The organism is Cobetia sp. Ld8, assembly GCF_045066615.1.
In the GTDB taxonomy this organism is placed as follows: domain Bacteria; phylum Pseudomonadota; class Gammaproteobacteria; order Pseudomonadales; family Halomonadaceae; genus Cobetia; species Cobetia amphilecti.
In genome coordinates this window covers 267773-290195 of the sequence record NZ_JBISHF010000006.1, presented here as the reverse complement: position 1 = coordinate 290195, position 22423 = coordinate 267773, and the positions used below count along the sequence as shown (strand labels likewise).

Genomic DNA, 22423 nt, shown 5'->3' with positions numbered 1-22423 from the left:
ATGGCCCCTGCAGACAGCAAAAAGCCCGCCACGTGATCCACGTGGCGGGCTTTTTCTCTTTATCCCTCAGGGCTGAGTCAGCGTGACTCCGAGGTCTCGTGGGGCGTATCCAGCACCAGTGACTCGGCCAGCGGCGTCGGCTCCACGCCTTCAGCCCCCTCGCCCTCCTCAAGGCGCTCCAGTTTGAAGCCGACCATGGCGTAGGCCACTGCCAGCGCCAGGTTGATCAGGTTGAACAGTGCAAAGGGCAGGTAGCTCAAGGTCGCGACGCCCAGGGTGGCCGCCATGTAGGCACCGCAGCTGTTCCAGGGAATCAGCGGCGAAGTGATGGTGCCGGAGTCTTCCAGTGCGCGTGACAGGTTGACCGGCGCCAGGCGACGGCGACGGAACTCGGCGCGATACATGCGCCCCGGCAGAATGACCGAGATGTACTGATCGCCGGTCACCACGTTGGAGGCCAGGCAGGTCCCCAGCGTGGTGATGACCAGCGAACCGGCATTGCGTGTCGCGCCCAGAAGGCTCTGTACCAGACGCTCCAGCAGGCCGAGGCGTTCGATCACGCCACCGAAGGTCATCGCCGACAGGATCAGCCACACGGTGTTGAGCATGCTGCTCATCCCGCCCTTGGAGAGCAGCGAGTCGATCACCTCATCACCGCTGTGGGAGACATAGCCATCGAACATCGACATCCACACGCCCTTGAGCAGCGCCATGGCGGTGGACATGTCAGCGACGCTTGCCAGCCCCACCACCGCCTGCGGCTGGAAGATGACCGCGAAGACGGCGCCCAGCGCCGCGCCGATGAAGATGGCCGGGAAGGCGGGCATCTGACGCACGGCCATCACCAGCAGCACCAGGAGCGGAATCAGCAGGTGCAGGCCGATGTTGAACTGCGTGCCCAGCTGGGCACGCAGATTGGCGACCTGCTCCGGCGTCTGCAGGCTGGAGACGGAGTCATGGCCGAGCCACAGAAAGCCTGCCAGCGCGAGCAGGATGCTGGGCACGGTCGTCCACAGCATGTGACGAATATGCGCGAACAGCGTGGTGCCGGCCGCTGCCGGCGCCAGATTGGTGGTATCGGACAGCGGCGAGAGCTTGTCACCGAAGTAGGCCCCGGAAATCACCGCGCCGGCGGTGATCGCCTCGGACAGCCCCAGGCCATCGGCGATACCGATCAGGCCGATGCCGATGGTACCGGCGACCGTCCACGAGCTGCCCACCGACAACGCCACCAGCGCGCACAGCAGACAGGCGGAGGCATAGAAGTACTGTGGCGCGATCACGTCCAGACCGTAATAGATCATCGCCGGCACGGTGCCGCCGAGAATCCAGGTGCCGATCATCGCGCCGACCGCGAGCAGGATCAGGATCGCGCCCAGCGAGATCTGGATGCCCTTGTTGATCCCCTCTTCGATATCGCTCCAGCGATAGCCGTTCTTGAGACCGATCAGACCCGCGATCATCGCGCCGGACAGCAGCGCGACCTGATTGGGCCCCCAGGAGGCATCGGCACCGAACAGCACCACCGCCAGCACCAGCATGGCGATGACCAGCACGATGGGAATCAGAGCATCCAGCAGAGAAGGCGGACGATAGCCGCTGTCCTCAGCAGAGTTATCAGGGTGTTGTTGCATTCAAGACACCATCTTCAAGAAATGAGGACGCCGACACGCCGCGTGGTGACGGGCATGGCAGAAGACACGGAGAATGGGGAGCAGCGCCGCAGCGTCAGGCGGGGCAAGCCGTCAAGGCCACCCCCGGCGCGGGTCGCCAGGCGATCTGGGCCGCATTATATCGACCAAGGTCGAAGACCGAAACGGTCATGAATTCAGGCATGCGGCAAGGTTCTCGTCCATCAGGCGACCTCCACAACGCGAACGCCCCCGCCAGCAGGGCTGACAGGGGCGTTCCAGGGGGCCTTGCGAATCACGCCGTGATCATTTGCTGACCAGCTTGACGCGGGAGAAGCCGAAGCCCTCCAGCACCTCACGCAGTTCGCGAGCATTCTTCTTGAGCTCGACACGCAGCGTGGAGAACTCGCGACGCAGCGGATATTCCCGTCGATAACGCACGAACCCCTCGGCATTGCCGAAACGACGCTGATAGCGACGCAGGCCCAGCGCATCGCGGCGCACGTCATAGCAGGCGCGTACGCAGAGCCCCAGCGCCTCTTCCGGCGGCGCCCAGCCCGTCAGCACCAGCTTGCGCAGCCACGGGTCCGGCTTGAGCTGACCCAGCTTGCGGCGCGCGGGCAGTCCGAAGTGACGACAGGCCTGCTGATAGATGATCTCGGTGCCCTGCATCTTGCCATCCAGGCTATGCCCGGCGATGTGCGGCGTGGCGATGTCCACCAGTGCGGCCAGCTCGGCATCGATATCCGGCTCGTTTTCCCACACATCCAGCACGGTCAGCAGATCAGCCTGCTCCTTGAGGCGCTGCTTGAGCGCCGCGGTATCGACACAGCCTCCGCGGCCGGCACTCAGCAGCACGCTGCCGGGCTTCATGGCGCGGATCCGCTCGGCATTGATCAGATGATGGGTCGGGTGCTCGCCACCGGTGACCATCGGGGTGTGCACGCAGATGACATCACACTCGGCGACCAGCTCATCGAGGTCCACGAAGCGGGACTTCTCGGGGCGCTCATCGCTCTGGCCCTCAAGCGCGGCACGCGGCGGATCGCAGACCAGCACCTCGGCACCCAGCGACTCGAGACGCTTGACCAGTCGTGACCCGACCTGCCCGGCTCCGACCACGCCGAAGCGGCGGTCCAGCTGCAGATCCAGCCCTTCCTGCTCGGCCAGATGCCACAGCGACGACAGCACGTAATCCACCACCGAGTCGGCATTGCAGCCCGGCGCGTTGGTGAAGTGGATATCGTTGGCCGCGAGCCATTCGAGATCTGCATGGTCGGTGCCGATGATCGGCGAGCCGACGAAGCGCACCCGCGTTCCTTCCAACAGCGCCTGATCCACGCGCAAGGTAGAGCGACAGATCAGCATGTCGACGTCCTTGAGGACGGCATTGGTGATCTCGCGAGTCGGCATGCAGATCACCTCTCCTAGTTCGGAGAAGAATTCCTCTGCCAGAGGGACGTTATCGTCCACGATGATGTGCATCTGTTGCCTTTCCTTGCTGTGGCAATGAGTGTCGCTGCGGGTTCACGGGCCAGCATGAGCGCCTGAGTGACTTCACACCTTGCCGCAAGGCACGTGAAGATTACAATGGTATGCTTGCTTGCCCGCCGCCGTGCCATCTTAGGCGCACGCAACGGGCGTCACAAGCTCATGATTGAGTCCAGCCACCATCGTTTCGCCTCGGGAGTCACGCGTGATCATCCGCTGGGAAAGCCACCACGATTACGTTCTGGTCCATGTGCATCAGGACATGTTCGGCGACTGGATCGTCAGCCGCTCATGGGGCCAGATCGGCACCCAGTTCGGCGGATTGAAGCACGATCTCGCCGAAAGCCACGAGCAGGCCATGACCTGGGTCAGCGACCTCGCCCACATCCAGGCCTCACGCGGCTACACCAAGGTGCTGGAGGCCACGGCCGATAGCCCGGAAGCCGAAGACGCCATGCGCCAGATGTCGCTGCTGGAGAGCTAGTGCGCAGCACGGTGCCGGACACGAAAAGACCGCCGCTACCCTGAGGTAGCGGCGGTCTTTTTGCACCAGCTTATAGCGACACGTCTGCGCCGCTCAGCGCAGAAAGCGACGTCCGTTGCGTAGGGCGGGGCCCTGCGGCTCAGTGGCTGAGTCGTGCTCGGCCGGGGTCGTCATTTCGACACCCTGCTCGAGGCGCTGCTCGACGCCCTGTGCGCGCAACCACTCCGGCAACACCTCTTCGCCATCGGCCAGCGAATACTCCGCACCCGAGGCGCTCGCCAGTACAGGAATGCGCGTCGCGTAACGCTCGCTCAACTGCGTTTCGAAGGCGATCTCGACCCGAGTGAGCGTGACATCCGCCCCCAGCGCCTGCAGCGTGGTTTCCAGCCGAGCGCACAGATGACAGCCCGCCGTGGTGTAGAGCCACAGCGGGACGCTGGCCATCGCTCAGCCCTTCACATCGCTGGCGCGACGGATGCGGAAGACGTGGTGGATATCCGGACGACGCTTGAAGTCCGGGTCCAGCAGCTTGCGCGACAGGTCTTCCACCACATGGTGCTGGCTGACGCTGTCATCCATCACGAAGCGACGATGGTTGTTGGAGAAGATCAGCGTGCCGCCCGGCGCCAGACTGGCCATCGCCAGGTCGATCAGGCGCGCGTGATCACGCTGGATATCCAGGGTGCCTTCCATCTTCTTGGAGTTGGAGAAGGTCGGCGGATCGAGGAAGATCAGGTCGAACTCCTCGCGGGAGCGCTCCAGCCACTTCAGGCAGTCGGCACGCACCAGCTGATGGCGTTTCTCGCTGATGCCGTTGAGCTTGAAGTTCTCGCGCCCCCAGTCCAGATAGGTATTGGACATGTCGACGCTGACGCTCTCACTCGCGCCGCCCAGCACCGCATGCACGGTGGCCGTCGCGGTATAGCAGAACAGGTTGAGCACCCGCTTGCCGTCCGCTTCCTTGCCCAGCAGCTTGCGCACCGGACGGTGATCCAGGAACAGGCCGGTATCCAGGTAGTCCTTGAGATTCACCCACAGCCTGGCATCGCCTTCCTGCACCTCGATACGCTGACCGGAGCTGTCCTGGCGCGTGTACTGCGCCTTGCCCGCCTGACGCGTGCGTTGCTTGATATGGATATCGTTGGGCGAGCAGCCCAGCACCTGCGGAATCGCCGCCAATGCATCCATCAGGCGGCGCTGCGCCTGACTGGCATCCACGGACTTGGGCGGCGTGTATTCCTGCACGTGCACGTGACGGCCATAGATATCGATGGCCAGCGCGTACTCCGGCATATCGGCATCGTAGAGGCGATAACAGGTGGTACCGCTCTGCTTGAGCCAGCGCGCCAGTGACTTCTGGTTCTTCTTGAGGCGATTGGCGAACATCTGGCCTCCCTCGCTCAGCGCGGGCTGACTGCGGGCATCTTCGGCCACGCTGTCTTCGTCGACCGCACGCTCACGCGCCGCCACATCGATCATCAACAGCTTGCAGTCGAGCTGACCGTTGCGGAAGGCGTACTGACGATGCGCACGCAGGCCGAGGCGGTGGCCGAGGTCCGGGTTGCCGGTGAACATGCCCAGCGTCCAGCCGCCGAAGTGACGCTTCATGCGCTCACCAAGGCTTGCGTAGAGCGGCACCAGTGCCGGTAGCTCGCCCAGACGCTCACCGTAGGGCGGGTTGGTCATCACCAGGCCAGTGGTGGCGCCTTCGGGACAGGTCAGCTCGGCGACGGAGGCACCTTCCAGCTCGATCAGCGCCGGAATGCCGGCACGCATGGCGTTGGAGCGCGCGGCAGAAATCGCCTGCGGGCTGTGATCGCGCCCGAACAGACGCGCGGTGACCTTGCGGCGCCCGGCAATGGCACGCTGCTCCATCTCTTCCCACAGGCCCTTCCAGATGCGCTCGTCATGGCGCCCCCAGTGGCGGCAGGCGAAGTCCTGGTTCAGCGACTGCGGCGCGATATCCGCCGCCATCAAGGCCGCTTCGATCAACAGCGTGCCGGAGCCGCACATCGGGTCAACCAGGCTCTCGCCACGCGCCGCACGCGCCGGCCAGTCGGCCCGCATCAGCAGGGCCGCCGCCAGGTTTTCCTTCAGCGGCGCATGCGCGAGATCAGGACGGTAGCCACGCTGGTGCAGACTGCACCCCACGAGGTCGATGCCCAGGGTGATGTAGCCATTGTGCAGGTGCGCGTAGATGCGCAGATCTGCATTCTTGCCATCGACGGTCGGCTTGTTGCGGCCTTCCTCGAACATCGCCTCGACGATGCCGTCCTTGACGGTCTGGGCACCGAAGAAGGTATGACGAATGTCTTTCCATGTTCCGTGGAAATCGACGGCGATGGACGCACGATCCGGCAATTCCATCGCCCAATCGACACCTGCACTCGCCTTGCGCAGTTGCTCACCGGTGTCGACGCCACCCACGCGAGTGAGCAGACGAATGATGCGGTTGGCCAGTCGCGACCACAGGATGGTGCGGTAGGCGGTTTCCTGGCTACCGTTGAAGTGTACGCCAGCGACGGTCGTGCCAGTCACCTCGGCACCCAGAGCCGTCAGCTCATCGGCCAGCAGCGTTTCGATGCCACGCGGGCAGGTCGCAAACCAGGTAGAGAGCGAGTTGCTGGGCGCGCGGGGTGTAGTCGCAGAGGTCGTATCAGTCATGAATCTCTCACCGGCAGGTGCCGGACTTATTCCTGTGAGTTGGCTTCTGGCACTAGCGATATTCCTATACGGCTGTCGACAAGCCAGAGGCAGTGTTCTAAAAACTATAGGTGTAGCTGCAATTCGGAAAGGTGACACGCCATGCGAAATCGAGGATCAAGGGACACGAGCCTCATTCGGGCAGCCTACCTGTGCCGCTCAGGAGATCGGACTTCCGGCACGGCAAGGCAGTCGCTTTTTCACCATCACGCTCGAGCATATACAGGCAAGACCTTCCATCATCTCACACTCGTGACCTTTTCCGACAAGAATGGCCAACGACGCGAGGTGATGATGCACGAGGCCGGCAGTGCCCGACAGGGCATCGGCCAACTCTCTCACTCGGCATGTCCGATGGCAGGACAACCGCGGCCAGACAAGGTCTCGCCGGGTACGTCTCGCCATTACTGACACTCAGTGCCGATGGGTTCTCACTTAGAGGTCATCCATGAAGAGACAGAAACGTGATCGCTTTCAGCGTGCCTATGTTCACGGCTACAAGGCTGGTGTCACCGGCCGTTCCCGTGATGATTGTCCCAGTATCGATGTCAATCTACGTGAATTCTGGATGAGCGGCTGGCGTGAAGGCCGCGGGGACCAATGGTCGGGAATGACCGGCGTCTCCGGCATCCACAAGAACCCCATGGTGCTCAGCTGAGCACTGCATGACGCCAAGGTTCATCATCCGCGACCAAGAGGTCATCCCATTTCAGGAAAGCGGCACGTCACGGAATGACACTGGCAATACGGCGCCTGGCGCCTTTCACCCCGCCGACGCAGCCTGATGCGCTGCCCAAGCGGATTCTCCGGCATCACGCCACCGGCTCCTGACAAGTTACAGGGTCGGCTGGCACGTACAGAGAGGACTCGAGGTGTTCACGGTGAGTCGGTTTAGCGACATCACCCGGAAAATCCCACGGAAGTCGCCCAGCGACACGTCAAATCACCAGGGAGGTAACGCCTTATTTCTATCTTGATGACGCGCGGCACTGACAGGCAAGAGACTCAGTAGGCAATGGGGCCGACTCGCTTCACTTCCTGAAAGGCCGAGATGTTGGCGCTCTTGTCGTTTCAATCGTGGTATGGCTCCAGAAGAGGAGGCGCAGCAGGCGACGGCCTGCGAGGACGACGGTCCAGCGCGGAGCACGACACGGGCAAACGTTCACCTTGACTGCATCAGCAGGTTCTTTCCAGGCCTGCTTCAACCATCCACGCACCCGATGAGCTCAAGGGGCCAACCCCCAACCGCCGTTTCTGACGGCAATAGCGCTTCGCATCGTGCACGCTGGCTGGACATGGCAGCCAACACGACAACGGCAGATCACGCATCACTTCCCTGCCGTTGTCATATCATCATTCTCGCCGGTACCGAGGCCGCCTTCTGATGTCAGAAGGCGGCTTTTCTGTGTCTGCCCTTCCCCACTTGGCCTCTCTTGAAGCGCAGTGAGCGAAAGATGCCAGCATCACGCTGCGACGGAGCCCAGGCCGGATCACACCTTGATCAGGGTATCGGCCTTCTCCAGTGCGCGCGCGCACTCACCGATCAATGCCGGGCCACGGTAGATCAGTCCGGAGTAAAGCTGCACCAGATCCGCCCCCGCGGCGATCTTCTCGCGTGCACTCTCGCCATCGGTAATACCGCCCACACCGATGATCGGCATGTTCGGCAGCGCTTCACGCAGGCCACGAATCACCCGCGTCGACGATTCACGCACCGGGGCGCCGGAAAGTCCACCCGCCTCCTGTGCATGCGGACTACCCGCGACCGCCGTGCGCTCGATGGTGGTGTTGGTGGCGATGACGCCATCGATGCCGTTGTCCGCCAACGCCCGCGCCACGAACAGGATTTCCTCGCTGTCCATGTCGGGCGCGATCTTGATCACCAGCGGCACCTTCCTGCCGCGCTCGGCATCGAGCTGATCGCAACGTTGGCGAAGCCCGGCCAGCAGCTGGCTGAGATGATCACCGAACTGCAGATTGCGCAGCCCCGGGGTATTGGGCGACGAGATATTGGCGGTGATGTAGTCGGCATGCGCATGCACGGCATCGAGGCAGACCAGATAGTCGCTCAGCGCATCATCCACCGCCGTGGTCAGGTTCTTGCCGATGTTGATCCCCAGCACGACACCAGAGGCAGCACGCGCCTGACTGGCCTTGACCTTCGCGACCAGATGCTCGACCCCGGCATTGTTGAAGCCCATGCGGTTGATGATCGCCTGATGCTCCGGCAGCCGGAACAGACGCGGCTTGGGATTGCCGTCCTGCCCTTTCGGCGTCACCGTGCCGACCTCCACGAAGCCGAAGCCCAGAGCGGCAAGCGCATCGAGGTGATCGGCATTCTTGTCGAGACCTGCCGCCAGGCCAACGCGATTGGGGAATTCGAGCCCCATCAGCGAGACCGGATCACGCGGCGCTTCACCGCCCAGACCGCGCGCCATGCCGAGGCGATGTGCCATGTCCAGCGCACTCAGCGTCACACCATGAGCTGTTTCCGGGTCGAGCTTGAAGAGAAGCGAGCGAGCAAACGAGTACATGATGATCTCCAGACAGCGGGCGGCAGGGTCGTGACGACAGCATAGCTGGGCGCGAAGTATACCCGAAGCCCGCGGGGACAGACACTGCGCGCCGGCACGCTCGCGCTGCTGTCGATAAAATCGCTCACGCCAAGGCCGGCACCATTGCTCATGCTCAGGGCAACAAAAAAGGGCGACCCGCTGGGCCGCCCTTGTGTCACCCCCGCCGGTGTCGGGGTCATGCCCTGCAGATCATTTCACGTCGAGCTGCTGCACGCGCACGGTGTAGTTGTTGACGCCCTGCATGGAGGAGCCGAACTTCTGACCGCTGACCCAGACGGTGTAACGCCCCGGTTCCAGCACGGTCTTGAGGTGGAAGTCGCCCTGGAAGCCTTCGCCCTTGTCGCTGGCGACGGTGTTGCCACTCTCGTCCAGCAGGCGCATCTGCAGCTTGTAGGTACCTTCGCTGCCCGGGAAGGTCTCGCTGTCGATGGTCACGGTGCCGCGGTCCGCGACGTCGAAGGTCATGACCTCGCCCTTCTCGAGAATGCGCACATCGGTGACGATCTCGTCGAAACGACGATCCGGCTCCGCTTCGGCCTCGGTTTCCGTCACGGCTGCACTGCCCGTGGCAGCAGCGGTCGTGGCAGCAGCGGCAGACGTCTCGGCTGCAGCAGTCGCGGCTGCCGAAGTAGTAGCGGCGGCGCCTGTTGCGGAAGCGACTTCAGCTGCCGCATTGCCCGTCTCGGCAGCCTTCTTCTCGCGGGCGGCCTGTTCGGCGGCGGCCACGGTTGCCGGCTTGATGGTCGCGACTTCATCGTTGGCATCAACAAAGGCGGTACGACGGCCATCGCCATCGGTGTCGAGGAAGACCAGGCCGTTGCCGGTCTCGATGCCGCTTTCCTCGGCAGACAGCTTCTCGCCACTCTCGCTCAGGCCTGCGACGTTGATTTCATAGGTGTTGCCGCCCGACTTGCCAGCCCCCAGCTTGTCGGCGCGCACACGCAGCTTGTAGACGCCCGGCTCAAGCTCGGTATTCATGTTCAAGCCATCGGAGGCCCTGTCACCTTCTGCAGTGGCCACGACCTCGCCCTGCTCACTCTCGAGCGTGGCCTTCATGGTGTAGGGGTCGGTCACATCGAAACTGGCGACGCCATCGATTTCGTAACGCCCGGCTTCCTTGATGGTGAACTGGTGCACGCTGGTGCCGCCGAACAGGAAGTTCTGGCTGTGGGCATCACTGCGCGGCTTGAGGAACTTGGAGATGTCCAGCTTGCCTGCCGCTTCTTCTGCACGCTGCTGAGCGGGGCTGCCATCGGCCAGCACGGCCTGGGAGGCCAGAGTGGACAGGCCGAGCGCGAGGGCGCAGGCGAGGGGTAATGCACGATGTGACATGGTGTCTCTGCCTTGTTGTACTGATGCTTTGAAAACAGAAGCCTCCAGCGAGCGCCGCAGCGACTCCGAGACTTGAAATGAGGGTCTGAAAATCAAGGACTGAAAACAGGGTCTGCAGAAAAGGATGCAACCATCAGGGCCTGTATCAGTCTCTGCACTGGTCGCCATTCAGCATACCAGACAGCTGACGACAGTTACCTTACCGCAGGCTTCAGCTATCACTTTTTTATTCATTCCCGACATGAAAAAGCCCTCACCAATGGTGAGGGCTTCTATCAGCGAGTCATCAGATGCTCGCCACTTGCGTCAGCCTCTTGCTGCCTCCGAGGCCGAAAGCATCAGGCTTCGCGCTTGGACTCGGCCAGATCGACCAGCTCGCGCAGGGCGACCGCGAACAGCGGGAAGCTCAGCTGAGCACCGCCCTTCATCTCGCCAAGCAGTGAGCACCAGCGGCTGACCAGACTCTCGTGGCTGGCCATCCAGCTGTCGACACGCTCATCGATCTCGCGCGGTGCATTGTCCTGCTTGAGCACGCTGACGGTCAGTGCCAGCTGCTGACGATCGAGATCGTCACGGAAGCTTTCACGTGCCTGCGCCTGCCAGCTGTCCTGCACCTCAAGGCCGTTGATCTTGTCACCGACCCACGGCAGCTCCAGACGATGGCCAATGCCGTAGAAGGCTTCTGCCACGCGATTGATCTTCTCGCCGGTCGCCTTGGCCGCCTCGATGATGCCAAGCCCTGCATAGAGGCTTGAGGTCGCGGCGATGGTGCTGGCCAGGGCCTCCGGCACGCCTGCCTCGACATAGCTGTCGCGACGCGCTTCCCAGTTCTCGCGGGCTTCGCCCTTGAGACGCTCACCGATGCTTTCGGAGAGCTGGGCCAGACGCGGGGCGAAGTGGCCGATGCATTCCTTGACGCCCATGGAGCTGCGCTGACGCAGGAACCAGCGAGTGGCACGACGCATCAGGCGCATCAGGTCACCCATCATGCGGTACTGCAGTTCTGCCGGCACCTGGTGATCGAGAGCCTCGATCTGGGTCCACAGCGCTTCCAGATTGAAGCTGTCACGCGCCACGATGTAGGCACGCGCGATTTCCGCCTTGTCGGCACCAGTGGTGTCTTCCAGGCGACGCACGAAGGCGATACCCATATGGTCGACCAGGTCATTGGCGATCTGGGTCGCGGCGATTTCACGCTTCAGACGGTGCTGGTACATCTCTTCCGGGAAGCGCTCCATCAGCACGCGCGGGAAGGCGCGCTCGAGGTGCTGCTGCACGTAGCTGTCGTCCGGCACGTCAGAGGCGATCAAGCTGGTCTTGAGGTCACTCTTGGCGTAGGAGACCAGCACGGACAGTTCCGGCAGGGTCAGGGCTTCACCGGCGTTGGAACGCTCGATCAGCGCTTCATCGGACGGCAGGAACTCGAGTTCACGGTCCAGGGTGCCGGCCGCTTCCAGCTCATTGATGAAGCGACGGAAGACGCCCATGCCTTCCTTGGACTGCTGCTCGGAGAGCGACAGTGCCTGGGTCTGGCGATAGTTGTCCTTGATCACCAGCTCGCCGACTTCGTCGGTCATCTCGGCCAGCTGCTGGTTGCGCTGCTTGTCGGTCAGATCACCGCGGGCGACGATGTCGTCCAGCAGGATCTTGATGTTGACCTCGTGATCCGAGCAGTTCACGCCACCGGCATTGTCGATGAAGTCGGTGTTGACGCGCACGCCCTGCTGGGCCGCGGCTTCCATGCGGCCACGCTGGGTCAGACCCAGGTTGCCGCCTTCGCCCACCACCTTGCAGCGCAGCTCACGGCCGTCGATACGCAGGCCATCGTTGGCCTTGTCACCGACATCGGCGTGGGACTCGCTGGACGCCTTGACGTAGGTTCCGATACCGCCGTTCCAGATCAGGTCGACCTGCGCCTTGAGCATCGCGTTGATCAGCTCGTTGGGCGCCAGATGGTCGGCACTGATGTCGAAGACTTCCTTCATCTGCGGGCTGATGGCGATGGTCTTGGCATCACGCGAGAACAGACCGCCGCCTTCGCTGATCAGGCTCTTGTCGTAGTCGTCCCAGCTGGAACGCGGCAGACGGAACAGACGCTCGCGCTCGGCGAAGCTCTTCGCGGTGTCCGGGTTCGGATCGACGAAGATGTTGCGGTGGTTGAAGGCACCGACCAGGCGGATCTTCTCGGACAGCAGCATGCCGTTGCCGAAGACGTCACCGGCCATGTCACCGATACCGACCACGCTGAACTCGTCTTCCTGGATGTTGATGCCCATCTCGCGGAAGTGACGCTGCACGCTGACCCAGGCGCCCTTGGCGGTGATGCCCATGCCCTTGTGGTCGTAACCGTTGGCGCCACCGGAGGCGAAGGCATCGCCCAGCCAGAAGCCGTACTCGTTGGAGATGGCGTTGGCGATGTCGGAGAAGGTCGCGGTGCCCTTGTCGGCCGCGACGACCATGTAGGGGTCGTCTTCGTCGTAACGCACGACGGCCGTCGGGGCCACCACGTCACCACCGGACAGGTTGTCGGTGATGTCGAGCAGTGCGCGGATGAAGATCTGGTAGCAGGCGATACCTTCCTTCTGGATCACGTCGCGGTCGGTGGTTTCCGGCATGCGCTTGCAGACGAAACCGCCCTTGGCGCCGACCGGCACGATGACCGCGTTCTTGACCTGCTGTGCCTTGACCAGACCCAGCACCTCGGTGCGGAAATCTTCATGACGATCAGACCAGCGCAGACCACCACGGGCGACCTTGCCGCCACGCAGGTGAACACCCTCGACGCGCGGCGAGTAGACGAAGATCTCGAACATCGGGCGCGGCTTCGGCACGTCAGGAATGCTGCGCGTGTCGAGTTTGAAGCTGATGTAGTCCTTGGCCTGGCCATCTTCTGCCGGCTGGAAGAAGTTGGTACGCAGCGTCGCCATCATCAGGTCGACGTAGCGACGCAGCAGACGGTCGTCATTCAGGCTGGAGACCTGATCGAGCAGACCATTGATGCGCTCGCGGCAGGCGTTGACGTCATCCTCGCCACCCTGACCCTGCGGGTCGAAGCGCAGGTTGAACAGCTGCACCAGCTCGCGGGTGATGTCCGGATGGCTGCCCAGCGCATTGGCGATGTAGGCCTGGGAGAGACCGAAGCGGATCTGCTTCAGGTAACGCGCGTAGGCACGTAGCATCGCCACTTCACGCCAGTCCAGGCCAGAGCCGATGATCAGGCGGTTGAAGGCATCGGATTCGGCTTCGCCGGACCAGATCTTCTTGAAGGCTTCGATGAAGCTCTCGCGCACTTCGGAGAGCTCGACCGCGCCCTTGCCGTGATGCTCGAGGTCGAAATCGTGCACCCAGCAGGAGGAATCGGTGCGGGTGATCTCGTAGGGACGCTCACCGATGACACGCAGACCGAGGTTTTCCAGCACCGGCAGCACGTCGGAAAGCGGAATCGGCTGATGCTTGTGGAACAGCTTCAGGTTGACGCCGGAGTTGTCGTCCTCGACCAGACGATAGGTGCTCAGGCCGACGGCCTGGCCTTCGTCCAACGCACGCAGATGGCCCACGTCATAGACGGCGGTGCGCGGCGAGAAGTCGTCACGGTAGCTGCCCGGGAAGGCATCACGGTAGCGAGTCATCAGCTCGTTGGCCTGCTCTTCACCGAAGCCTTCGACCATGGCGGCGTGCAGCTCGTCACGCCAGCTGCGGGCCAGCTGAGCGATCTTGTTCTCCAGCGCGCGCATGTCGTACTGGCCGGGTTCATCGCCCTTGAAGCGCAGGATGAACTGGATACGCGTCAGCACGGACTCGGACAGATACGGCGTAAAGTCACCGAAGGTGGCGTTCAGCTCTTCACACAGCAGATTCTGGATGCGCACACGCAGGTCGGTGGAATAGACGTCGCGCGGCACGAACACCAGTACCGAGAAGAACTTGCCGAAGCGGTCTTCACGCACGATCAGACGCACGCGACGACGCTCACGGATGTTGAGGATGCTGGTGGCGGTACGGGTCAGCTCGTCCGTGGAGATCTGGAAGAGGTCATCGCGCGGATAGACTTCCAGAATCTGCAGCAGGTGCTTGCCGTTGTGGCCCTTCGGGTTGACGCCGGCGGCTTCCATGACGTCCTGCACCTTGCGACGCAGAATCGGCACGTTGCGCGGGCTCTGGTTGTACACCGTGGAGGTGTAGAGCCCCAGGAAGCGGCGCTCGCCGATCACGCGGCCTTCTTCATCGAAGCGCTCGACGGTGATGTAGTCCGGATAGGCCGGACGGTGCACGCGGGCGTGGAAGGCACTCTTGGCGAAGGACAGCAGTTCCGGTATCAGCACGTACTGATCGCTGTTGACGCTCTGCTGGTGACGGGACTGCTCGTGATAGCGCTCGAGGTCCAGCTTGAGCACGCCCAGCTCGGAACCTTCGACCTTGTTCAGCACGCGCGTGCCGTCTTCCTGCTCGTCGACGGTGTACTCGTCATAGCCCAGGAAGGTGAAGTGGTCGTTGCCCATCCACTGCATGAAGTCGCAGGCTTCCTGATGGTCAGCCTCGGAGACGGTCGGCGGACGGTTATCACGCAGCTCCTGCAGCGCCTGGGCACCCTGGCTGCGCATGGCGTCGAAGTCAGCAACGGCAACGCGCACTTCGGCCAGCACTTCACGCAGGCTGGTCTCGAGGTCTTCCAGCGTCTCGGCGTCGTTGTGACGATCGACCTCGATGTAGATCAGCGACTCGCGGTGCTGCGGGGCGTTCTCGGCACGCGGTGCCGTCACGCGCTCCAGCTGGCCGGCATCATCACGTGCAACGGCCAGCACGGCGTTGTGGATGGCGTGAACGGTGATGCCACGACGATTGAGCTCGATACGCACGGAATCGACCAGGAACGGCATGTCCGGGTGCAGCACTTCGATGATGGTGTGCGTCGACTGCCAGCCATGCTTCTCGAAGTCCGGGTTGTAGGCACGCACCTTGGGAGCCTCGAGGCTCTGCAGGAAGTGCCATACGGCCAGGGTGGAACCGTAGAGGTCATCCAGCTTGCGCTCGGCCATGTCCTCGAAGGAGGCCGTTGCGTGATAGTCGCGCGCAAACGCCGCGATCACGTCCACCTTGTCCTTGGGAAGTCGCTTGTCCAGCTGCTCTTCGAGCTGCGCAAGAAATTCCTGCTTGCCGTCCGTCGCCACGTGTAGCATCAATCACCTCGACTGACCTGATGGATGTATCAGGGAAAATAGTCATAGAGAGTCTGCGCCGGCCAGAAAGGCGTTGCAGCACAGACTCATGCAGTGCATCACAGACTAGCGCAGTCTGCGCCTCTGCCCCATGCCTGTTCCATATTGGTCATGCAGCATTACATCTGTGCATCGGGTATTGACTTGGCGGTCCGCGCATGAAACGAAAGTCTAATTCGAGTGACTGTCATGTGCGCAAAAAAGCCCCGTCGTCCCCTACCTGACAGGTAGATGACGACGGGGCTCTGGTTTTTCAAACGATTGGCGCGATGCCTCGCTCATGCGGGCGTGACATCGGCTGTCGGTGTGAAGATGCGCTTATCTGCGAACCAGATAGACACCGCATTCGAGGTGGTCGGTATACGGGAACTGATCGAACAGCGCGAAGCGTTCGATACGGTGCGTGCGACACAGCACTTCAAGGTTGTCGATCAGCGTCTGCGGGTTGCAGGAGATATAGACGATGCGCTCGTAGCGCGCGGTCTGCTCGCAGCTGTCGGCATCGAGGCCGGCACGCGGCGGATCGACCAGCACGGTGCGAAAGTCGTGGTTGTCGAGGTCCATCTCCGCGACACGACGGCCCGCCTTTTCGCCCGCCAGCGCCAGCGAGAAGTCCTCGGCCGACATGCGCGCCACCTGGGCATTGTCGATGGCGTTGGCCGCCAGGTTGACCTGCGCCGAGGCCACGGAAGTGCGCGAGATCTCGGTGGCCAGCACGCGGCGGAAGTTCTCGGCCAGCGCGATGGTGAAGTTGCCGTTGCCGCAGTAGAGCTCGACCAGATCGCCCTGCTCACGGCCTTCCGCCTGCGCCTTGTCAGGATGGGTCACGTCTCGTGCCCAGCTGAGCATCGAGCGGCAGATCTCGGCATTGGGCTGGGTGAAGCTGTTCTCGACCTGCTGATAGACGTACTCGCGGCCATCGACCTCGAGACGCTCGAAGACGTGATCGCGCGTCAGCACGATATGCTGCTTGCGCGAACGCCCGATGATCATGATGTCGAGCTCTTCTTCCAGCGCGCGTGCCTCGGCTTCCCAGTCTTCGCCGAGCTTGCGATGGTAGATCAACGTGACCAGTGCCTCGCCGCTCAGGGTGGTGAGGAACTCGCACTGGAACAGACGCTCACGCAGCACCGGGCTTGCCTTGAGGCGCTCACGCAGCAGCGGCATCAATTCATTGATGCGCTGGCTGGCGACCGGGAAGTCGTCCATGCGCACGACCGTCTTCTTCTTGTTGCCCTCGTCGTCGAACTCGACCTCGAACATCGCGTAATAGAGGTCATCATCCTCGTGCCAGATACGGAACTCGCAACGCATGCGGTAATGGCTGGGCGGCGAGGGAAATACCTCCAGTTCCGGCGCATCGAAGGCAGCGAAACGTGCGCGGGTCTGCTCGGCCTTCTCGGCGAGCTGCTGTTCATACTGACTGGGATCGACGACGGCGATGGCCACACTGACTCCTGCCTGCGGGCATACCGCAGCACTGAAACGATGAGCAAAAAGACGCGGGGACGTCATGGTGAACCATGCCGATCACGTCCATTCAAAGGTTGGGCGCGCTAGCCTACCATCGGCAGCGCGAAGCTCAAGCGCCAAATGGCGAGCCAAGGCGGGAGCAGGCAGGTGCAAGGGGACCGCGAGAGTCAACGCCCCTGCCCCTCAGTCGTCGAACGCCAGCGCCTGCGGCGCGGCGAAACCCTGACTGGCCAGCGCCGTGGCCAGCCCCGGCTGCCGGGCATCCGTCGCCAGCGCCATGTGCTCATGCGGTGCTGGTTGAACCGCTTGAGCGACTTGCTGTTCAGCCTCTTGGGCGACTTGCTGAGCAGCCTGAGCGAATTGCTGATCAGCCGCTTGCGCCGCAGCGCCAAGCGCCAGCACCTCCGCCACGCGGCGAGCGATTGCCGCGCCGGAATCCACCAGCGCCACCCGAGACTCGCCCAGCACCTGCGAGATGTCGGCGCCGAGCAGCGGGAAATGCGTGCAGCCGAGAATCACCACTTCCAGCGCCTCGACCGCCGCCAGATCAGCCAGACTGGCCGCCACCACCTCGGGGCGCGCCGGCTCACCGCGCAGACGCCGCTCGGCCTCCGCGACCAGCGGATCGGCCGCGACGCGAATCACGCGGCAGTCGGCGGCGAAGTCACGGATCAGCTGCTCGGTGTAGGCGCGACGCACCGTGGCGGACGTCGCCAGCAACGCGAAGACCGGCGGCTCGCCCTCCTCACGACGTGCTGCGCTCTGGCGCGCATGTGCCAACGCCGCCGCCGGCTTGATGGCGGGCACGGTACCGATCACCGGAATCGACAGCGCTGCGCGCAGCGCCGTCAGCGCCAGAGTACTGGCGGTATTGCAGGCGACCACCAACGCCCGTGCCCCGCTTGCCTCGACGGCCGCCACGCACACCTGAACGATGCGCGGTATCAACCAGTCATCCGGCTTGGTGCCATAGGGCAACGCGGCGTTGTCACAGACATAGGCCAGCGACAGCTGCGGCCACTGACGGCGAATCTCGGCGGCGACGGACAGCCCGCCGACACCGGAATCGAAGACCAGCACCGGGGCAGAAGAACGGGAAGCAGAGGCAGGCGTGTCGCCTGGGCGGGCAGGACTCATCGGCAGATACCGCTGGCGACAATCATCATGGAGACGGGCGACTCGAACAGACGGGACAAGGGCGCGGAGTCTATCACGACCGCAGACCCGGCTTCACAGCCTCGAGCGGTGACAGATCGCGCTGCCCGACATCATTCACGGCCGTGGTGTCGCGGACGGCTGTCGGTGACGTGGCGAGCACGTCGGGCATCATCGTATGGCCAATCCGCGCGAAGTGCTCACACAGCACCTCGATCAATGCCCGCAGGCGTGCCGGCTGCATGTCGCGCTCGGCATAGACCAGATGGATATCCACCGGCGCACACCAGTAGTCGACAAGCAGCGGCACCAGGCGGCCAGTGGCGACGTCATTGGCCACCAGGAAATCCGGCTTGCAGGTAATGCCGATGCCCTGGGCGGCGGCCTCGACCAGCCCGCGCCCGCTGTCGCAGCTGAAGGTCGGCGACAGGCGGATCTTGCGTGGCCGCCCGTCGACCATGAAACTCCACACCGGCCCTTCACGCTGCTGGGTGTAATTCAGGCAGCGGTGATGGGTCAGGTCTTCCGGCACCTCGGGCGTGCCATTCTCGGCCAGGTAACCGGGGCTGGCATAGACCCCGACCTGGGTGCCCGCCAGCCGGCGCGCGATCAGACTGGAATCAGACAGCGCACCGGCGCGAATCACCAGATCATAATCCTCGGCCATGAGGTCGACATGGCGATCCTCCAGGCGCAGGTCGAGCTCGACAAAGGGGTAGGTCTGGCGGAAATGCGCCAGAGCCGGCATCAGACACTGGATGCTGAAATCCATCGGTGCCGACATCTTCAAGCGCCCCCGAACCTCGCCCTGACGCTCGCCAAGACTGTCTTCCAGCGCCTGAAGGTCATTGAGCACACGACAGGCGCCCGCCAGGTAATGCTCGCCCTCGGCGGTCAGCTGCAGACTGCGCGTGGTGCGCATCAGCAGGCGAACGCCCAGCTCGGCTTCCAGGCGCGAGATCTGCTTGCTGACCATGCCGTTGGATAGCCCCAGCTGACGAGCACCGCCCGCGAAACTGCCCTCCTCTACCACGGCGCGAAACACCTGCATGGCAGTGAGTCTATCCATCGTGCGATCCCCTTTGCGATCAAGGAAAATGAGCCAGGAAAGTGAACCAGAAAAGCGAGCCAGAAAAGCGCAACCGCTCCCTCCTGATCGCGTCCGCGCCTGGCGACTATTTTACCTGCTTGGTGACGATGTAGGTGAAATAGCGATCGATGCCCAGCTCTGACACCAGCCAGTGATCGACCAGACGCTGATAGGCATCGATGCTGGCGGTCTCCAGCCGCAACAGGTAGTCCACCCCGCCGCCGACGGCGACGCACTCGATGACCTCATCCGCCTCTCGCATGGCACGCTCGAAGCGCTGGAAGCTGCCGGCATCATGATGCTTGAGGTGGATCTCGACCCACACCGGCGTGCGCGGGGCAGCCCCCGGAGCAGCGCCACCCTGCTGATCACTCAGGCGCTGATGATTGATGATGGCGGCATAGCCCTCGATGATGCCTGCCTGCTCGAGGCGCTTGACGCGCTCCCAGCACGGGCTGACCGACAGGTTGATCTCCTCGGCCAGCCGCGACTTGGTGATGCGGCCATCGCGCTCGAGTATCGCCAGAATCTTGAGATCGAAGGAATCCAGCTTCGGCGCTGGCTGCGAGCGGGAGGGACTCGCGCTCATGAGGCCTCTCGCGCCAGGTCGTCCACGACTTCCGCGATCACCGCCAGGGTGTCGCCCAGACTCACCTGGGCCGGGAAGCGCCGCGCCACCAGCACGCCATCACGGGCGGCGCGATATTCCACCGCCGCCTGACCGGCGCGCCCCAGCGGATAGACCCGCGCCACGCACTGGCCCGCCGTGACCTGCTCGCCGAGTGCCACGCACAGCTCCAGCAGCCCTTCATGCTCACTCTGCACGTAACAGCTGGCATCCGGCATGTCGATCAGCAGCGGCGCGTTCGCCTGGCTGGCACGCTGGCGCTCGATGTCCTGCTCCAGATCCGCGCGACTGCGCTCGCGCAGCACACCACTGAAGGCGAGGAAGTTGTCGACGCCCCGGTCGGCGATCGCCTGACGCTCCGGCGTGGTGGAACCGCCGCCGCCCAGCTCCGTGGTGACGAAGACCTTGCCCTGGCGCTCCACTGCAGTGTCGTAGAGCGCCTCGGCGTCCAGCTCGAACATCATCATCGCCGAGGGCGCCCCGAAGGCCAGCGCCCCGGCCAGGCTCTCGGCTTCCTGCAGGCGACACTGCTCGACGCCCAGCGACTCCTCGAGATAGTCGAGACGGTGCGCGGCCGCGAACGGCAGGATATCCAGGGTGCGGCCGCCGGAATGCAGGTCCAGCGCATAGTCGCACTGCGGCACCAGCACCCGGGTGAAGTAGTCGGCGATCTGCTCGGTCGGGCCGCCGGTGGGGTCGCCGGGGAAGCTGCGATTGAGGTTGCCGCCATCGAGAGGCGAACAACGCCGCCCGGCCTTGGCCGCCAGCGCATTCATGGTCGGCACGATGATGACGCGGCCCTTGACGTCCTCGGCAGTCAGACGCGCCGCCAGCTTGTAGAGCGCGGTGATGCCTTCGTACTCGTCGCCATGATTGCCGCCGGTCAGCAATACCGTCGGCCCTTCACCATTGGCGATCACGCTGATCGGGGTCATCACCGCGCCCCACGCCGACTCGTCAGTCGAGATCGGCAGCTTGAAGAAACCGTGCTGAACGCCATCGGCGAACAGATCGATGGTCAGACTGACGGGGGACTCTCGCATGACACCACTCCTTGTTATGGCGGGCTGCTGACACTTGTCGGCAGGCTATTTGACGAACAGCTGGCGCGGCACATCACACAGCGGCTCGGCACCGTTTTCCGTGATCAGGATCGACTCGGTGATCTCGAGCCCCCAGTCGTCCATCCACATGCCGGGCATGAAGTGGAAGGTCATGCCCGGTTCCAGCACGGTCTCGTCACTGGGGCGCAGACTCATGGTGCGCTCGCCCCAGTCCGGCGGATAGCTGATGCCGATGGGATAGCCGCAGCGTGCGCCGCCACGGTCGAAGCCGTACTTGTCCATCGCCGCGCCCAGCGCCAGCGCGATGTCACAGCAGCGATTGCCGGGTTTGGCGATGGCCAGACCACTCTCGATGCCTTCCAGCAGGGCGGACTCACCACGCACGAAATCGCGCGGCGGGCGGCCGAGAAACACGGTACGCGACAGAGGCGCGTGATAGCGCTTGTAGCAGCCGGCCAGCTCGAAGAAGGTGCCCTCACCCTCACGAAATGGCGTGTCATCCCAGGTCAGGTGCGGCGCGGCGGCATCACTGCCGGTGGGCAGCAGCGGCACGATGGCCGGATAGTCGCCACCGAGAATCTCACCCTCGGGGCCGATCACGCCCTCGACGCCGACCCGGTAGATCTCCGCGACCAGCGCACTCTTGGGCAGGCCCGGCTCGATCATCTCCAGAATGCGTGAATGCATGCGCTCGACGATGCGCCCGGCCACGCGCATATAGGCGATTTCCTGCTCGGACTTGATCGCCCGACACCAGTTGACCAGCGAGTTGGCATCCACCAGCCGTGCGTGGGGCAGCTCCTTGACCAGCGACAGATGCGCCCGCGCCGAATAGTAATAGTTGTCGAGCTCGACCCCGACGACCCCATCGTGCCAGCCACGCTGCGGCAGGATGGACTGGGCGAGAAACTCCATCGGATGCATGTCCGGATTCTGTACGTAGTAATCCGGATACCACAGGATGTTGTCCTCACCCATCCAGCAGGTACGCAGCGCGCCGTTGCCGTCCTGACGACGCCCATACCAGACCGGCTCGCCGGAAAGCCCCAGCAGCACGCACTGGTGCACATAGAAGGACCAGCCGTCGTAGCCGGTCAGCCACGCCATGTTGGAGGGGTCGGAAATCACCATCACATCGATACCGGCGCGCGCCATGGCCTCACGCACCCGCTGGATGCGCGCGCGATACTCGCCGATGGTGAAGGCCTGACGGCCAGCGGACAGCGCGCGTGGCGTCCAGTCACTCTCGGTGGCCGGAGCCTCGCTGCTGGGCAAGGTGGCCAGGCCAGCGAAGGCTGGCTGGGGCGCACCAGTATGGGGCGGGAATTGACTCATGCAGCGCTCCTTTTCGATCAGGCCTTGAGGCAAGCAGCACGTTGGGGCGGAGCCAGTGGCCATACGCAGGGCCAGGCGGCGGGTGACCGACCTGCCAGCCGCATCGGGCTGACACTGCCTGCCTGCGCCGCGAGCGAACGATGCGCCCTGCGGGTCGGCAGGGTCGGCGTACATGCGTACATCCGAATTCCCCTCTGGATTCGAGTCTGTCACTCTGCCAACAACGGGTCAAAGGACGACTCTGG

15 protein-coding genes are annotated in these 22423 nt (G+C 63.5%); 2 read left to right on the top strand and 13 right to left on the bottom strand.

What is annotated here, in order from left to right:
- Nucleotides 1-77: 77 nt before the first annotated feature.
- Together nhaC and pdxB are read right to left on the bottom strand one after the other, a co-directional pair.
- Nucleotides 78-1634, bottom strand: a complete 1557-nt coding sequence (nhaC, locus tag ACJJV2_RS02985; protein ID WP_405278192.1) for a Na+/H+ antiporter NhaC — start codon at nt 1632-1634, stop codon at nt 78-80.
- Nucleotides 1635-1937: 303 nt separating this feature from the next.
- A complete protein-coding gene (pdxB, locus tag ACJJV2_RS02980; RefSeq protein WP_405278190.1) occupies nt 1938-3116 on the bottom strand; it encodes a 4-phosphoerythronate dehydrogenase PdxB in 1179 nt (392 codons plus the stop codon).
- 211 nt (nt 3117-3327) lie between these two features.
- Between pdxB and ACJJV2_RS02975 the strand changes: the two genes are divergently transcribed.
- Complete coding sequence (locus ACJJV2_RS02975; protein ID WP_043334304.1) at nt 3328-3606, top strand: WGR domain-containing protein; 279 nt, start codon at nt 3328-3330, stop codon at nt 3604-3606.
- A gap of 93 nt (nt 3607-3699) precedes the next feature.
- Here the strand turns inward: ACJJV2_RS02975 and ACJJV2_RS02970 are convergent, their stop codons facing one another.
- Together ACJJV2_RS02970 and rlmKL are read right to left on the bottom strand one after the other, a co-directional pair.
- Nucleotides 3700-4050, bottom strand: a complete 351-nt coding sequence (locus ACJJV2_RS02970; RefSeq protein WP_215823383.1) for a glutaredoxin family protein — start codon at nt 4048-4050, stop codon at nt 3700-3702.
- 3 nt (nt 4051-4053) lie between these two features.
- A complete protein-coding gene (rlmKL, locus tag ACJJV2_RS02965) occupies nt 4054-6270 on the bottom strand; it encodes a bifunctional 23S rRNA (guanine(2069)-N(7))-methyltransferase RlmK/23S rRNA (guanine(2445)-N(2))-methyltransferase RlmL (RefSeq protein ID WP_405278188.1) in 2217 nt (738 codons plus the stop codon).
- A gap of 487 nt (nt 6271-6757) precedes the next feature.
- On the opposite strand from rlmKL, the gene rmf reads away from it, so the two are divergent.
- A complete protein-coding gene (gene rmf, locus ACJJV2_RS02960) occupies nt 6758-6967 on the top strand; it encodes a ribosome modulation factor (RefSeq protein ID WP_043334308.1) in 210 nt (69 codons plus the stop codon).
- Between the two features lie 832 nt (nt 6968-7799).
- Here rmf and ACJJV2_RS02955 read toward each other — a convergent pair.
- The 9 genes from ACJJV2_RS02955 to doeA all read right to left on the bottom strand — a co-directional run bounded on the left by ACJJV2_RS02955 (nt 7800) and on the right by doeA (nt 22178).
- On the bottom strand, nt 7800-8843 hold the full coding sequence (locus ACJJV2_RS02955; RefSeq protein ID WP_405278185.1) for a quinone-dependent dihydroorotate dehydrogenase: 1044 nt from the start codon (nt 8841-8843) through the stop codon (nt 7800-7802).
- Nucleotides 8844-9074: 231 nt separating this feature from the next.
- Nucleotides 9075-10217, bottom strand: coding sequence for a hypothetical protein (locus ACJJV2_RS02950; protein WP_405278183.1), 1143 nt, complete (start codon nt 10215-10217; stop codon nt 9075-9077).
- 338 nt (nt 10218-10555) lie between these two features.
- Nucleotides 10556-15394 (bottom strand): NAD-glutamate dehydrogenase, encoded by a 4839-nt coding sequence (locus ACJJV2_RS02945; RefSeq protein ID WP_131432652.1) that lies wholly within the window; start codon nt 15392-15394, stop codon nt 10556-10558.
- Nucleotides 15395-15751: 357 nt separating this feature from the next.
- Nucleotides 15752-16882, bottom strand: a complete 1131-nt coding sequence (gene trmA, locus ACJJV2_RS02940) for a tRNA (uridine(54)-C5)-methyltransferase TrmA (RefSeq protein WP_054555653.1) — start codon at nt 16880-16882, stop codon at nt 15752-15754.
- A gap of 207 nt (nt 16883-17089) precedes the next feature.
- Nucleotides 17090-18043: a glutamate racemase gene (murI, locus tag ACJJV2_RS02935; protein WP_405278181.1), complete on the bottom strand. Its 954-nt coding sequence runs from the start codon at nt 18041-18043 to the stop codon at nt 17090-17092.
- 73 nt (nt 18044-18116) lie between these two features.
- A complete protein-coding gene (locus tag ACJJV2_RS02930; RefSeq protein ID WP_405278179.1) occupies nt 18117-19130 on the bottom strand; it encodes a LysR family transcriptional regulator in 1014 nt (337 codons plus the stop codon).
- A 106-nt stretch (nt 19131-19236) separates the two neighbouring features.
- Nucleotides 19237-19740 (bottom strand): Lrp/AsnC family transcriptional regulator, encoded by a 504-nt coding sequence (locus ACJJV2_RS02925; protein WP_405278177.1) that lies wholly within the window; start codon nt 19738-19740, stop codon nt 19237-19239.
- Nucleotides 19737-20822, bottom strand: a complete 1086-nt coding sequence (doeB, locus tag ACJJV2_RS02920; RefSeq protein WP_405278175.1) for a N(2)-acetyl-L-2,4-diaminobutanoate deacetylase DoeB — start codon at nt 20820-20822, stop codon at nt 19737-19739. Before doeB ends, ACJJV2_RS02925 begins: the two co-directional genes overlap by 4 nt.
- Before the next feature lie 45 nt (nt 20823-20867).
- Complete coding sequence (gene doeA, locus ACJJV2_RS02915) at nt 20868-22178, bottom strand: ectoine hydrolase DoeA (RefSeq protein ID WP_279839616.1); 1311 nt, start codon at nt 22176-22178, stop codon at nt 20868-20870.
- Nucleotides 22179-22423: the final 245 nt, after the last annotated feature.